We start from the raw sequence: 14,325 nt of genomic DNA, 5'->3' as shown, positions 1-14,325 counted from the left end.
GCAACATCTGCGACCTGTTCGAGCCCGAAGAATGTTGGAACTACCTCAAGGCCGCTGGCTATGTTGCAGATTAATCGCCTGACGCTCTAGCTCAGACCGGTCCGTTGCTTGAACGACGCGATTTGCTCCGGCGTGAAGCAGGCGAGCCGGAGATCGCGAAGGTGCTGGCCGAAGGCCGCGTCGATCTGATCACCGAACCGCTCGAAAATTTCGGCCATGTAGAAGTCATGCCGGACGAGCGATTCCGCCAAATTGACCACCGGCTTGTTCCGCGTATGCGCGGCGATCACTTCGCCGACGACCGCGGCCGTCACCATTTCCTCGTGGTCGGCCGCGATCGTGAACAGGTTGTCCGTCGTACCCATGCGCACGCCATTAGCCTCGTGCAGGTAGACACGGCATTTGTCGCTGAAACGAAACTCCTCGGCGTCGGTGCCGAACAGGACGATCAGCATCTCCACGCCGCGTTCCGCCGCCCTCCCGAGTGCGTCCTTGTGGCGCCGCAGGATGTCGGACGCGGCTTTGATCAGCAGGGCGTGCTGGCTGCCATTGATCAGCGCGTCGATCTTGTCATGTGCGGCTTCCTCGCCCCATAACATCCAGACATATTGGTCGTTGGTCGCGGGCGCCAGATCAGACAGCTTGGCGCCCAGATCCTTGCACAAGGCGCTGGTCTGGCGGGACACCGAATTCAAGAAGGTCTGCGGGTCCGCCGCCACATAGCGAACCGGATTTTCGCTGACCGGCAGAACCGCCGCTCGCTGGCTCAAAGCCTCCAGCGCGCTGTAGGCGTTCGGCCGCGGCACGCCGGTGCTCTTGGAAATCTCATAGGCGGTGGACGGACTCTGGCGCAGCAGCTGGACATAGATACGCGCTTCGTACTCGGTGAACCCGAGACGTTTCAAATCCGCCAGGAACTCGCTAGCCGCAGAGTCCGAGGGAGCGATCTTTCCAACCAACGAAACCTCACCATCCTGTTTTCGGGCTCTTACGCCGCCGCCCGTGTTCTGTCTCGACGTGGACGCGATAGACACCACTCGGGCGGCGAAACACAACCGTCTTGCGCCACGGATCGCGCTTGGCGCCAGCCCCCCACCCAGTTCATCGACCGCAGTGGCAGACCGAGTGCCTCGAACGCCTGACTGCCGACGACCTCACGGTTGCAGCAACGGCCGGAGCTCACGCACATCCGCCACGGTTTCGATCTCCCCGATACGCTCCACGAATGCGTGCGCCTTCTGTTCGTCGAAAACATCCTTGGCAAGGTCGAACGCCTTGGCCTCGATTTCGACAGTATCCATCGGGTTGTCGGCTGTCCCACGGACTGCGTGGGTGCGCCGGCGAAGCCGACGCCCGTCCCGCGTCGCCACTTCGACGATCGCCTGACGGCGCGGGACGGCAGCGCCAAGTTCGGCATCGGCGACGAGGTGAATACGCTCGCGCATGGCGCGCACCGACGCATCCTCCATCAGCGCGTAGTCATGGGCGCTTTTGAAGTCGAGACCGCCGCGAACCAGCAGTACGGCAACGAGATGCTGGAGGTTGACGTCCGGCATCGCGCGTCCATCGACGATATGCGCCTCGCTGTCCGGCAGGCGCACGAGGATCGTTTCGACCTGACCGGCGGTGAGATCCTCTTGCGCCATGAGAAGCTCGATCGCGTCAAGGGCGGCCTGGATCGGCGAGCCGACCGACCATTTCTTGATATTGGCGCGCATGATCTCGTAATTGCGGCCAAGCTCTCTGCTCATCACCGCGATGTCGGGAGCCGGCGCAAACGTGGCGAAGACATTGCGGTCGCCGGAAAAGACGTCGGCGACACCGGTGAACCCCGCTGTCATCATCGTCGCGGAGGCGACCGCGTTGCGGGCCGGCATGCCGGCGAAATCGAAGGCCTTCTCCACATGTTCCTCATCGCGCACCCAGGTGGCGAGGCCGGAAGCCTGCTGGGCCGTGAAGGAAAAACCCTGCCGCACGGCGTCAGCATCGAGCCCCGCGAGCGCGAAGGCAGCAGCGGATGCGCCGAAAAGCCCGGCAAAGGCATGGCTGCTGAAACCGCGCGCGTAGAAGTCGCGCGGGTCGAGGGCCAGCGTGAACCGCGCGCCGATGTCGTAGCCGAGCACGACAGCGCGCAGCAGATCGGCGCCGCTCCGCCCATGCCGCTCGGCCATCGCCAGCGCTGCCGGCACGACCGCGCAGCCTGGATGACTGAAGGATGGTTCGTGGGAATCGTCCGTCTCATCGGCGTGTGCGAGCATGCCGTTCGCCAGCGCGGCGTTGACCGCCGAGGTCACGATGTTACTGCCGATGACGCACGCCTCGGGCGCCCCGCCCTGTTCCCGCACATAGGCTGTGGCCATCTCCCCCGGTCGCAATCGGGAGCCCGAGATCATCGCCGCCAGGGTATCCAGCAGATGGTGCTTGCCCTTTGCCGCAACGTCGCGGGGAATTTCTGTCTGCAGCGTCGCCGCGACATGGGCGCTCACCGTCCGCATCACCGCGCTTATTTCGTTCGAACCCGCACTCATAACCCCGCTCCCCCTCACCTGACGGCCCGCGACACTGCCCCTGCCCGCGCCCGCCCTCCTTTCGTCCTGCCTCCAGGACAGCCCCACCCCGAGCGGATTCTCGTTCAATTCATGTGCCAGCCCCCGTTGACCCCCAGCGTCTGCCCGGTGATGTATCGGGCATTGGGGCCACACATGAAGCGCACGGCCGCTGCGATCTCCTCCGGCTTGCCCGGTCGCTTCAACGGGACCGGCCGGTCCCGGAAATGCGGCGGAACATGATCCCGCTTGGTGTCGATATAGCCCGGTGAGATGCAATTGACGGTGATGTCGCTGTCGGCAAGTTCGGCGGCAAGGGCCCGTGTCAGGCCTGCGATGCCGGCCTTGGCGGCGACCACATGCGCCCTGCCGCCGACGGCGGCCTGGCCCGCGACCCCGCCGATGTTGACGATCGCGCCACGCCCCTTGGCCGAAAGATGCGGGGCACAAGCCTGGCTGCAAAGGAAGGCGCCGTCGAGAATGCTGCTGTGAACCTTGCGCCAATCCTCGAACGCGATGTTCTCCAAAGGCGCGTCACCGCGCGAGGCGGCATTGTTGACGAGAATATCGATCCGTCCGAATTTCGCGAGCGCCGCATCGACCAGACCGCGAACCTGCTCCGGGTCCCCGACGTCCGCCGCATGCGTCATGGCCTGTCCACCGCTGTCGACGATTTCCCGCTCGACGGAGCGGGCGGCATCGAGATCGGTCCTCGTGTGGATGACCACGGCGGCACCGGCATCCGCCAATTCCAGCGCGATACAGCGTCCGATGTTCCGGGCACTTCCCGTCACGATGACGACACAGCCCTCCAGTTCGCGTGTACCCTGATAACCCATCGAAATTCTCCTTTGAAACGACACGCACGGCACTGACTGGGTGGCGGACACGGAGGCGGATCAGCCTGAACCGGCCAAACCAGCCGCTTCCGGCCGGCCGGGCCCACCGCCTACTCCTCCAAGTTCGATTTGAATGGAAACGCGCGGCGCATCGGCCCCTGCAGTCCGCGGCGCAGGCCGGCAGCCAGCAACGGGCCGCCAAGGCTCAGAAGCGTGAGCGCGTAGAAAAACAGACAGATTGGGCTATCGAAAAACCGTAGCCAATTGCTGTCGAAAATGATCATCGACTGCGACCAGGATTTTTCCAGCAAACCGCCGAGCACCAGGCCCATCACGAATGGCGCCGGACCGAATCCCTTGCGCAAGGCGAAGAAACCGATGACGCCTGAGATGAGCATCACCCATACGTCCACCGGCGCCTGGCGAAACGAATACGAGCCGATCAGGGCGAAGACGAACACCGCGGGCCAAAGGAATGTGCGAGGCACTAGCGTGATCAGGGAAAACAGCTTCACGCCACCCAGCCCCACGATCAGGAACAGGATGTTGGCGAGGAACATGGCGGTGAAGATCGCATAGATAAACTCGGGCGTTTCGGTCATGAGAAAGGGTCCCGGCCTCAGACCGTGCATCATCAGTGCCGCGAGAATGATCGCCGTCGTCCCGCTACCGGGGATGCCGAGCGCGAGTGTCGGGACCATGGCGCCGCCGGTGCCGGCGTTGTTCGCCGCTTCCGGCCCGGCGATTCCCTCGATGGCGCCCTTGCCGAACTCCTCCTTGTTCTTGGACCAGCGCTTGGCTTCGTTGTAGCCCATGATTGCGGCGACCGTCGTGCCTTCGGCCGGCAGAACACCGATCACGGTGCCGATGATGGACGAGCGCAGGATCGTCATCCGGCAACGACGGAAATCCTCGCGGCTCGGCAATTTCAGTGCCAGGGACTTGATGCGCTTCATCACTTTGTCGCTCGCTTGCGACTGGTTCAAAAGCTCGCTGATCGCGAAGATGCCGATGAGCACCGGTACGAAGTTGATTCCCTCATAGAGAACGGGAAAACCGAAGGTGAAACGCTCGATCCCGCTAACCAGCGCGATGCCGACCGTGCTCGTCAGAACGCCCAGCCCCCCCGCGATCAGGTTTCGCAACGACGACTTGCCGCTGATCGCGGCCAGCATCGACAATCCGAACAGCGTGAGGGCGAAATATTCCTGAGGCCGGAAGCTGAGCGCGATACGGGCAAGCAGTGGCGTGAACAGGATGAAGATCACCAGGCTGAACAGACCCCCGAGGACGCTTGCGACCGCCGCCATGCCGAGGGCCCGTCCCGCCTCGCCGCGTTGCGCCATCGGGTAGCCGTCGAAGGACGTGGCGACCGCGGGCGGCGCGCCGGGCGTATTGATGAGGATCGCGGTAATGGAGCCGCCGAACGTCCCGGCGACGTAGAGCGCCGCCATCATGGAAATCGCCAGGATCGGATCCATGCCGATGGTGAAGGGCAGAAGCAGTGCCACAGCCATGCTGGAGCTCAAGCCCGGCAAAGCCCCGACAAGAACGCCCAGCACGACCGAGACGAAAATCAGCAGGAGGCTCATGGGCGTGAGGATGAGGGACATGCCCGTCAGGATCGCATCGACATCCATGATCGTCTCCTAACGGAACAGCGCGCCGGTGAGGCCGAAAGCGAGGTTCACCTTGAGGCCTAACGCGAACAGAACCGCGACGGCGATCGGCAGCCCGATCGCGAATGCCGCAATCAGACCGTAGCGTCCTTCTCCCCACAACAGCGGAAGCAGGGCGGTTGCCGCGACCATCACCGGAAAGATCCCCAATACGGGCATGAAATAGACCGCCAGGGTCATGAGTGCGGCGGTGAGAAAGACCACGGGCTTGGGCCTGTCTTCGCCGCCAATATCCAACTCTGCGCCGGACCGTCGCTTGATCACCCGTTCGAACGGGAGTGCAAGGGCCATGACGACGATCGAGCCGATCAACAGGCGTGGAAAAACCGTGGGCGGGGCGTTTTGCGCAAGCGATGCCGGAACGGCGGGCCAGCGCGTCGTGTCCCAGTAGAGAAATGCGCACATCACGATGAGGACGGCGGACACGACGAGGTCCGAGCGATCCAAGCCAGAGGGCGGCGACTGTTCCGCGCGCTCCGCGAGCGCTGGTTGGTTGTCCTGGGTCAACGAAGGCCCCATTGGATCAGCATGCGATCGAAAACGGGCGAACCGGTTTCATCGATCTGATCGTTTGACGGAGGGAGAACGGGATGGGGACGGACAACAAAGTCCGTATCCTTCATCCCGCTCTGGCCGGATTTGAAGCTTACTTTTTCTCCAGCCCCAGCTTCTCGATGGCTTCTGCTGCTTCGGCGTAGGCCTTCTTAAGCTGCGCGTCCCAGGCCTCGCTCCCGGCGACGCTGGTGGCCGGGTCGAGACCCGAGTTCTTGAGATAGGTGGTGAACTGTTCGCCGCCCATCGCCTCCAGAAGCGCTGCCTCCAGGACCGCCACCTTTTCCGGCGGCGTGTCCGCCCGCACAACGTAGCCCCGTGTCGTGTTCACCGAGACGTCGTGGCCTTTGGATGCCGCCGTCGGGACATCCGGCAGATCCGCGATCGGCTCGTCCGAAAGAGCCACGATGGCCCGTAGATCGCCATCGGAGATCGGCCCGAGCGCCTCGCTGACATTGGCAAGGGTCGCGTCGATCGCTCCCGAGCGGAGGGCCGTGATCATTTCGCCGCCGCTGCCGAAGGGCACGACGCGATACTCGACACCGGCCTGTTCAGCCCAGCGGCTGATGCCGATATGCTCGGTTCCGCCGACCTGCGCCACGCCCCAATTGAGCGCCTTCTCCTTGGAGGCAGCGATCAGACCGTCGTAATCCTTGATATCGCTGTCGCCGCGAACGACGATCACCGACGGATCCTGCATGGCACGCGCCACACCTTTCACGTCGTCGATCCCGAGCGGCGACATGCCGCGCGCCATGGTGTAAAGATGGGTCTCGGTCGTTGCCATGAGCGTATGACCGTCCGCCGGGCGGGACGCCAGATATTCGTGCGCCACCCTAGCCGCGCCGCCCTGCTTGTAGACGACGACCAAGTCCTGACCCAGGATCTTCGATGCCGCGTCGATCCACATGCGGATGGTCTGGTCCGTACCCCCGCCCGGAGACGCATGCGAGATGATCTCGATCTGCTCCGAGGGGAACGCGTCCTGCGCCGCGACAGCCGACGGAACGGCGACCATCATGCCGGCGACCAGCGCGCCGGCCATGCGGCAGGACAATATCCGATAGTTTTGGGATGCCCTTTGCGATTTCATGGTGTTTTCCTCCTCCCAGGATGCTGCTTGGCGATTGTCCGCCTTATTTTTTTGACCGGCGCCCGGCAGGAAACGTCCTGGCAACGCGGCGGCTGACGAGCACCGTAACATGAGTTGCAGCTTTGGCAACCACTCTCTGCGACACTCTGGATTACCTGACTTGGCGGGTCACAACCACTGCGGTGGGAAGCCTCGTCTCCTGCCAGTCGGTCGGATATTATCGAACCGACATCCGCGGACCAGCCGATTCAATCGGCGCCGACGGGCAAGAAGACGCGCAGCGATCGGAGCAGCATCATGGATTCACGCGAGACGGCGTTCGACCCCGCCGCAAACGGCTGGGAACAGATCGAGGACACAGGTTTCATTGGATGCGTCGGGCCGGTTTGGCAGCGACGGGACGGCGACGTTCTGTCCCTTGGATTCATCGCCGAGCCGAAGCATCACAATCGGCGCGGCGTCGTGCAGGGTGGCATGCTGGCCACCCTCCTCGACCGCGCGATCGGCATGGCCGTGTTCGAGGCTAGCGGTGGCCGCCCCCAAGCCACGGTCCAACTGGACATGCATTTTCTGGACGCCGTTCAGATCGGTGAATTCGTCGAAGCACGCTGCCAGATCGACAGGCGCACCCGCTCGGTCACATTCGCGAGCGGGACGGCGTTCGTCGGCAAGCGGCCTGTCGCCTCCGCCAAAGGGATCTGGAAGATGCTCGGCATCGACTGACGCCCCTCCAGCCCCCTCATTTCTGCATGGCTGTCATCCGCTTCCGCATCTTCTGCTGCACTGCAAACAGCGTATATCCAGCAAAGATAAGTCGTCGGAGTTGAAGTCATGAGCCACGCAAGAAAATTCGCCAATACCCTTGGAACGATGTTCGATGAATTTCGGGCCGCCCGTTCTGTCGCCGCCGCCATGGAAGCTGGCCGCCGGCCTCCGGAGCGTGCGCTTCGCACGCTCGGTCTGGACGACAGCATCTTTAACGGGATGTACCGCTGACGTCTCGCCAGAGTCGTAGTCTCTAGCTTACGGCAGCGGCTGATAGTTCAGCCGGCAGAGCCCCGTCGTTTCCAGCGGTATACGAACGTCTTCAGACGCGGTAGCGATCAAGCTTCCGCGTCTTTTGCGTTCCCGAAGCCAGATCACCATACGCCAGTATGAACAAACGCCATCTGCAAGGCGCCTTTTGGCGAACAACGGGCGCGTTGTGATCGCCAGAATACCCAGAAGCTCCCGCCGTGACCTGCGTCAGCAGACGCATTCGACATCGGCCCGGTCGGAGCATCGGGCGATCATCCTCAGATCAACGCCAGGGTCCAGCTGACGATCTCGCCTGATATCTTGTCGAACGCCCGGTCGAGAGCGGCCACATAATCGGCATTCGCTGCGCCCGCCACCGGCACTTCCGTGCCGAACACCCGGGTGCGGACCACACTGCCGTTCCGGTCGTTCAGCGCCTTCACCGAAATCTCGATCGTTGCCCGGGCCGCGCTCGCGGCGTTGATCTCGAACTTCCGCACTTCCATGACCAGCTGATAGTCAATCGCGAGCCCCTGCCCCGGCACGCCCACGGCGCCGACGCGTCCGCTGTTCTCGAATGCCTGCAATAGGCGGAGCTGCACCATGCGCGGCAGCCGGTCGCTCCACTGGCTGTTGGCCAGATACTCGACTGAATAGGGCGTCGGCTTGACGACGATCTTCTCGCTGTCCAGCGTCTTGATCGCCGTCGGCTCCGGAATCAGGATCTGCGCCCGCGTCCTTCCGGCGACATTCGGCACGAGCGGTGGCGCGGAGATTTCGAACGTGTCTGGGGGAGCGGACGTCACGCAGGCCGACAGCCCGAGCGTGAGAAGCGCGATCAGTACCGGTTTGCACATTGCCCGCATTTTCTGTTCCCCGTCCCGCTCGCCGCACGCGCGGTTGCTCGCATCCACAACCGAAGCTGTCAACGAGGCCGTCGTTTCGCCCGCCATTCTACCGGCGCTTGCGGCCGTCAAACTGCTTTACTTCGTCGCCGCCATAGATCAGCCGGCTCGGATTGTTCGAGAAATCGTTCACCGCTCCTTCGATCCGGTTGACCGACCGGGTTACGTCGCGCACCAGCGTCTGGAACTCGCGCAGACCCTGACCCGAGAAGCGCTGCAGATTCGCCGAGATCGGCGCTACCTGTGACCGGATTGATAGCGCCGTTTCGCGGATGGCTCGCAGCGTCGTGGCGATGTCGCTGCCGAGGCTGGTGCCGTCATCGGCGCCCTTGAACGTATCGTCGACCGAACTGATCAGACTGTCGACCCGCTCAGAGGCGGTCCGCAGGCGCTGGGACGTCAGTTCGACATTGGTAATGATGCCATTGATGTCATCCTTGCGCTCGCCGACCGAGTTCGCGACGCCTGCAATCGAATCGGCCGCGCGCGCCACGTTGTCGGTGGCCGCCGAGACGTTCTCCACGGCGCGGTTGACCTTGCCCGGGTCGATGCTGGCGATCAACGCGTCGACCTGGGTGCGGGTCTCGGTGAAGCCGGAAAGCGTCGTGTCCAGCGTCCGCACCGTTTTGTCGACGCCATCGATGATCGACTGAATCTCCTCGGTCTTGCCGCTCAGGGCCGAGGTGATCGTGCGCACGTCGCCGATCGCCTGATTGACCGTGGCTGAATCGATCGACTTGACCAGATCGTTGGCCGAGGTGACCGCCTCGTTCAACCGCGCGCTGGCTTGGCTGACATCCTCGGAAATCGAACCGAGACTGCCGATGAAACGGTCGATATCGTCACTGCGCTGGGCGATCGTGGTGGTGATCCGGTCGACGTTCTGCGCGGCCTTGGCCGCGCCGGAGATTGCCGAATTGATCGCTTCCTTCTGGGTGCCGATGCTTTCGGCCAGCGAGGAGACGTTGGTTGCGGCCGACGTGATGCCGTCGAGCGTCGTCGCAATCTGCTTCGGATCGACCGCAGCAATGACCGTATTGGCCGATTGCAGCGTGGTGTCGAGCCGCTCGGCAACGCGGGTGGCGGTCTCGGAGATAGGTCCGAGATTGGCAATGAATTTGTCGACATCCTCGCTACGCTCGGCGATGGTCGTGGTGATGCGCTCGACATTGCGGGCGGCATTGGACGCGCCGGTAATCGCCGAATTGATCGCCTCTTTCTGGGCGCCGATCGTTTCGGCCAAGGACGACACGTTGGTCGCGGCCGAAGTGATCCCGTCGAGCGTCGCCGCAATCTGCTTCGGGTCGACCGCGGCAATGACCGTGTTGGCGGATTGCAGCGTGGTGTCCAGCTTTTCCGCGACCTTCGCCGCCGTGTCCGAAATCGGGCCTAGATTGGTGAGGAAGCGGTCAATCCCGTCCGTGTTGCGGCCGATCGCCTCGCCGACCGCACCGACACTGTCGGCGGCGGTCCGGACGGAATCGACGACGCTGCCGATGTTCTCCGATTGCGCGCGCAGATTGTCCGACATCACCGCGACGTTGTCGATCACCGTGCTGACCGCCGTCGGGTCGACGGCCTCCAGGATGCCACGCACCTGCGAGATCGCGTCCGGTAACCCTTCGGCGACCGTATTGGCGGTCTTGGAGAGATCGCTCAGGCTTTGCAGGAAATTGTCGATGTCGTCGGAATTGTCTGCCAGGCTGGCGGTGAAGACCTCGACGTGCCTGGCGGTCTTGGCGATGTCGTCCGCGGTCGATTCCACTGCGGGGCCAACGTCGCCGACAAGGCCCTCGAACTGGCCGAGAATGTTGTTGGCCCGCTCGGCGATATCACGCGCCGTCGCCAGGATATCGGTCACGTCGGACGGGTTTGCCTTGATGATGGGCACGGTGCCCTGTTTGATCGCCTGCTGGATGAGACCCGGCTCCTCAGCCACGCCGCCCTTAAGCTCGATGAAGGCAAAACCGGTCAGGCCTTGGAAGCCGATGTTGGCTTCCGTCGACTCCTTGACCGGTAGACTGGGATCGACTTCCGTCGTCGCGATCACGACGCGCGGATTGTTCGGGTCGATGCGTAGCGCCTTGACGCTGCCGACCGGCAAGCCGTTGAACAACACCTGACTGCCCTGCTGAAGTCCGGTGACCGAGCCTTCGATCCGAACCAGCAGCGGCACGCGGGAGTCCCCCGACGAGGAGAACACCGACCAGTAGACGAAGCCAAAGGACAGCGCGAGAACCACCAGCGTAAAAATACCGACGCGAACGTAGTTGGCTTTGGTTTCCATTACCTGGCTCCCTCGACGAGACTGGCGGCATGATCCGGCGCTGCGATGGTGCGCGCCCGCTTGCCGTGGAAGTACGAGTTCACCCACGGATGGTCGAAATCGAGCATTTTCGATAACGGCCCTTCGACGAGCACCTTGCGATCGCCGAGCACAGCGATACGGTCGCAAGCTTGAAAGAGGCTGTCGAGGTCGTGGGTGACCATGTAGACGCTGAGGCCGAGCGTATCGCGCAGAGTCATGATCAGCTGATCGAAATCGGCCGCGCCGATCGGATCGAGGCCGGAGGTCGGCTCATCCAGGAAGACGATGTCGGGATCGAGCGCCAGTGCGCGGGCCAGCGCGGCGCGCTTGATCATTCCGCCCGACAGCTCGGAAGGAAATTTGTCGGCGGCGTCGGGAGCAAGCCCGACGAGATCGATCTTCAGCCGCGCGAGTTCGTGCATCAAGGCCGGCGACAGGTCGAGATACTCGCGCATCGGCACTTCGATATTCTCCAGGACCGTCAGCGAGGAAAACAGTGCGCCATGCTGGAACAGGACGCCCCAGCGCCGCTCCACCGCGAGCCGTTCCGCGTCGCTGGCCGTCTCGTAGTCGATCCCAAATATCTCGATGGTGCCGCCCTGCTTCTGGTTGAGGCCGAGAATCGTGCGCAGCAGCACCGACTTTCCTGATCCCGACGGCCCAACGAACCCGAGGATCTCTCCGCGGCGAACATCGAGCGACAGATTTTCCAGAATCGTCTTATCGCCGAAACGAACCGTCACGTCGCGGGCGCGGATGATAATCTCGTCGTCTGCCGCCGCGCGGCCGTTGGTCAGGGACATGTCAGAGGCCGATGGACGCATAGAAGATCGCAAAAATGCCATCTAGGAGGATGACGAGGAAAATGGATTTGACGACCGCGGCGGTCACATGGAGGCCGAGGCTTTCGGCGCTGCCGCCGACCTTCAGGCCCTCGGCCGATGCGACAAGGCCGATGATGATCGCCATGAAGGGTGCCTTGATCAGCCCGGCGAAAATGGTGAAGAGGTCGATGGATTGCTGCAGCCCCTGCAGGAAGTTGGCGAAGCTGATGCCGGAATACATTCGCAGCGTCAGCATCGCTCCCAGCAAGGCAGCGAGATTGGAAACAAACGTCAGGAGCGGCAGCGCGATCGTCAACGCCACCAGGCGCGGGAAGATCAGGACGCTGATCGGATTGAGGCCGATGACGTGCAGCGCATCGACCTCTTCGCGCATCTTCATCGAGCCGATCTCGGCGGTGATCGCGCTGCCCGACCGGCCGGCGATCATGATCGCGGTGAGCAGCACGCCGATCTCGCGCAGCACCAGGATGCCCGCCAGATTCACGGCGTAGACCTCGCCACCGAAGCGGCGAAGCTGGAAGGCCCCCTGCTGGGCGATGATGCCCCCGATGAGAAAACTCATCAAGACGATGATCGGCACCGCCTTCACGCCCATCTGGTCCAACTGATTGAAGATCGCCGCCGGGCGGAACTGGGTCTTGCCGGTCAGGCGCCGACTGGCACCGAAGATCGACCCGCCAATGATATTGAGAGCGAAGACAATCTCGTCCTTCATGGCGATGACGCCGCCGCCGGTTCCGGCGAGTACCTTCACCAGGCGATTGGCGCGCTGTTTCGCCGGTTGCGGGCACTCGCGATCCATCGCTTGGCGCACTGCGGCAAAAAGCGCTTCGTCCCGTGCATCGACCCCCTCGATCCGCACGTCGCGATCGCTCGCGGCAATGTCGCGGGTCATTTTCTCCAGGACGAACGCGCCGGCCGTGTCGATCCGCTCGACCCCGGCGCAATCCACGACGACGCTGCGGCCGAGGTCGGCACCGGCCGTGTCATCGACCGTTTGTTCGAGGGAACCGACGGTTCGGGCCAGCCAGTCGCCGGACGCTCGAAGCACGAGCGCACCATCCCGTTTCTCGCCTTCGAGAGCAGGTTGAACCGTGCGCCGCCGGCCGGACGCGCCGGTCGACTGGGCCGTGGAACCTTCAAGCATTGGTGTCCGTCGTGACCTTCCTCGGAGGCGACCCTAACCGGGTGCAAGGAACCTATCCGCCGCCGTCCAATTCGGGCGCGGCGTTCGCGCGATTCCCTACAGTGTCTTAACATTAAGCGTCTATTCACAACTTGTCATGAAATGTCCGCCTGACCGGCGGTTACGAGGGAATTTGCCGATGCCGCGTCGTCTTTCGGTCACAGTCGAACACTTCCCGCTGGCACAGGAATTCCGCATTGCGCGCGGATCCAAGAGCGAGGCGGTCGTCGTTACCTGCGAGATCGCCGACGAATACGGCCGTGGCCGCGGCGAATGCGTACCGTATCAGCGCTACGGCGAGAGCATCGACAGCGTGCGCGAGCAGATCGAATCCGTGCGCACGGCGATCGAGGCGGGCGGTTCGCGCGACCGCCTCGCCACGTTGCTGCCGGCCGGCGCGGCCCGCAACGCTCTTGACTGCGCGCTTTGGGATCTCGAAGGCAAATCCAACGGCCGCACCGTCGCGAGCCTCGTCTGCGGCCAAACGCCGCGACCGATCGAAACAGCCTATACGATCGGGCTGGGCGACGCTGGCGACATGGCTGCCGCCGCGCGGGCGGCGAATCGGCCGTTGCTGAAGATCAAGGTCGGTACGGACTCCGACGCCGTACGGATCCGGGCCGTCCATGCGGCGGCCCGAAACTCGCGGCTGATCCTCGACGCGAACGAAGGCTGGAACGAAGCGAATATTCGCGAGCACATGCTGGTCGCCGCCGCCGCGGGAGCCGTGCTGATCGAACAACCGCTTCCCGCCGGCAAGGACGACATCCTGGCCGACATCCCGCATCCAGTGCCGATCTGCGCCGACGAGTCGGTCCACACCGTGGACGACCTTCAATCGCTGCGGGGACGCTATGACTACGTCAACGTCAAGCTCGACAAGACCGGGGGGCTGACCGAGGCGATCCGGCTGGTCGAACAGGCCCACGGCCTCGGCTTCGGCGTCATGGTCGGCTGCATGGTCGGGACGTCGTTGGCGATGGCGCCGGCGGTTCTCCTGGCGCAGGCCGCCGAATTCGTGGATCTCGACGGTCCACTGCTGCTTGCCAAAGACCGACCGGGCGGCCTCACCTATTCGCTATCGAGCGTCTCGCCGCCGCGCCCGGCGCTGTGGGGATAAGGTGTCGCCGGGATGCGGACATCCTCCCCGACTCAGACCGCCAGACGAAACGTCTGCTCCACCGAGGGCTCGATCGCGCCCGCCGCCGCCTTCAGAAAAATGTCCGCGCAGGCGTCCCAGCTATAGGCCCGCGAGCGATCCAGAGCGTCCTGAGGATCAAGCGACAGAGCAGCGAGACAGGCTTCCCGCAAATCATCGGACATATGCCCAGCCTTTGACGATCCGATCACGTCGA

At 63.5% G+C, this 14,325-nt stretch carries 13 protein-coding genes and 1 pseudogene; 3 read left to right on the top strand and 11 right to left on the bottom strand.

The features are described from left to right. Nucleotides 1-86 precede the first annotated feature (86 nt). The 6 genes from VQ044_RS20720 to VQ044_RS20695 all read right to left on the bottom strand — a co-directional run bounded on the left by VQ044_RS20720 (nt 87) and on the right by VQ044_RS20695 (nt 6,709). Entirely contained in the window at nt 87-959 is an 873-nt protein-coding gene (locus VQ044_RS20720; RefSeq protein ID WP_327645702.1) for a TrmB family transcriptional regulator, read from the bottom strand. A gap of 195 nt (nt 960-1,154) precedes the next feature. Next, on the bottom strand, nt 1,155-2,528 hold the full coding sequence (locus VQ044_RS20715; protein WP_327645704.1) for an MmgE/PrpD family protein: 1,374 nt from the start codon (nt 2,526-2,528) through the stop codon (nt 1,155-1,157). Between the two features lie 104 nt (nt 2,529-2,632). Beyond that, nucleotides 2,633-3,385, bottom strand: a complete 753-nt coding sequence (locus VQ044_RS20710; protein WP_327624630.1) for an SDR family NAD(P)-dependent oxidoreductase — start codon at nt 3,383-3,385, stop codon at nt 2,633-2,635. Between the two features lie 110 nt (nt 3,386-3,495). Continuing rightward, nucleotides 3,496-5,025 carry a tripartite tricarboxylate transporter permease gene (locus VQ044_RS20705; RefSeq protein ID WP_327645706.1) on the bottom strand — a complete coding sequence of 510 codons (1,530 nt, stop codon included), beginning with the start codon at nt 5,023-5,025 and terminating at the stop codon, nt 3,496-3,498. A gap of 9 nt (nt 5,026-5,034) precedes the next feature. After that, on the bottom strand, nt 5,035-5,571 hold the full coding sequence (locus VQ044_RS20700) for a tripartite tricarboxylate transporter TctB family protein (RefSeq protein WP_327645708.1): 537 nt from the start codon (nt 5,569-5,571) through the stop codon (nt 5,035-5,037). A gap of 139 nt (nt 5,572-5,710) precedes the next feature. Then, nucleotides 5,711-6,709, bottom strand: a complete 999-nt coding sequence (locus VQ044_RS20695) for a Bug family tripartite tricarboxylate transporter substrate binding protein (RefSeq protein ID WP_327645709.1) — start codon at nt 6,707-6,709, stop codon at nt 5,711-5,713. Between the two features lie 297 nt (nt 6,710-7,006). Between VQ044_RS20695 and VQ044_RS20690 the strand changes: the two genes are divergently transcribed. Continuing rightward, nucleotides 7,007-7,432, top strand: coding sequence for a PaaI family thioesterase (locus tag VQ044_RS20690; RefSeq protein WP_327624634.1), 426 nt, complete (start codon nt 7,007-7,009; stop codon nt 7,430-7,432). 108 nt (nt 7,433-7,540) lie between these two features. Next, nucleotides 7,541-7,705 carry a hypothetical protein gene (locus tag VQ044_RS20685; protein ID WP_206455001.1) on the top strand — a complete coding sequence of 55 codons (165 nt, stop codon included), beginning with the start codon at nt 7,541-7,543 and terminating at the stop codon, nt 7,703-7,705. Between the two features lie 299 nt (nt 7,706-8,004). Here the strand turns inward: VQ044_RS20685 and VQ044_RS20680 are convergent, their stop codons facing one another. From VQ044_RS20680 to VQ044_RS20665, 4 genes are all read right to left on the bottom strand, one after another. Beyond that, a complete protein-coding gene (locus VQ044_RS20680) occupies nt 8,005-8,583 on the bottom strand; it encodes an ABC-type transport auxiliary lipoprotein family protein (RefSeq protein ID WP_327645710.1) in 579 nt (192 codons plus the stop codon). A 97-nt stretch (nt 8,584-8,680) separates the two neighbouring features. Further along, entirely contained in the window at nt 8,681-10,918 is a 2,238-nt protein-coding gene (locus VQ044_RS20675) for an MlaD family protein (RefSeq protein ID WP_327645712.1), read from the bottom strand. Next, on the bottom strand, nt 10,918-11,742 hold the full coding sequence (locus VQ044_RS20670; RefSeq protein WP_327624637.1) for an ABC transporter ATP-binding protein: 825 nt from the start codon (nt 11,740-11,742) through the stop codon (nt 10,918-10,920). Before VQ044_RS20670 ends, VQ044_RS20675 begins: the two co-directional genes overlap by 1 nt. A 1-nt stretch (nt 11,743) precedes the next feature. Next, the gene (locus VQ044_RS20665) at nt 11,744-12,931 is read right to left on the bottom strand and encodes an ABC transporter permease (protein ID WP_327645714.1); all 1,188 of its coding nucleotides are present in this window, start codon (nt 12,929-12,931) and stop codon (nt 11,744-11,746) included. Nucleotides 12,932-13,109: 178 nt separating this feature from the next. On the opposite strand from VQ044_RS20665, the gene dgcA reads away from it, so the two are divergent. After that, complete coding sequence (gene dgcA, locus VQ044_RS20660) at nt 13,110-14,090, top strand: N-acetyl-D-Glu racemase DgcA (RefSeq protein WP_327650859.1); 981 nt, start codon at nt 13,110-13,112, stop codon at nt 14,088-14,090. A 32-nt stretch (nt 14,091-14,122) separates the two neighbouring features. Here dgcA and VQ044_RS20655 read toward each other — a convergent pair. Then, nucleotides 14,123-14,325 (bottom strand): annotated as a pseudogene (locus VQ044_RS20655) (hypothetical protein); the annotation flags it as partial.

Origin of the sequence: Aurantimonas sp. C2-5-R2, assembly GCF_036549495.1 — a bacterium.
In the GTDB taxonomy this organism is placed as follows: Bacteria; Pseudomonadota; Alphaproteobacteria; order Rhizobiales; family Rhizobiaceae; genus Aurantimonas; species Aurantimonas coralicida_A.
This window is presented reverse-complemented; position numbering and strand designations above follow the sequence as displayed.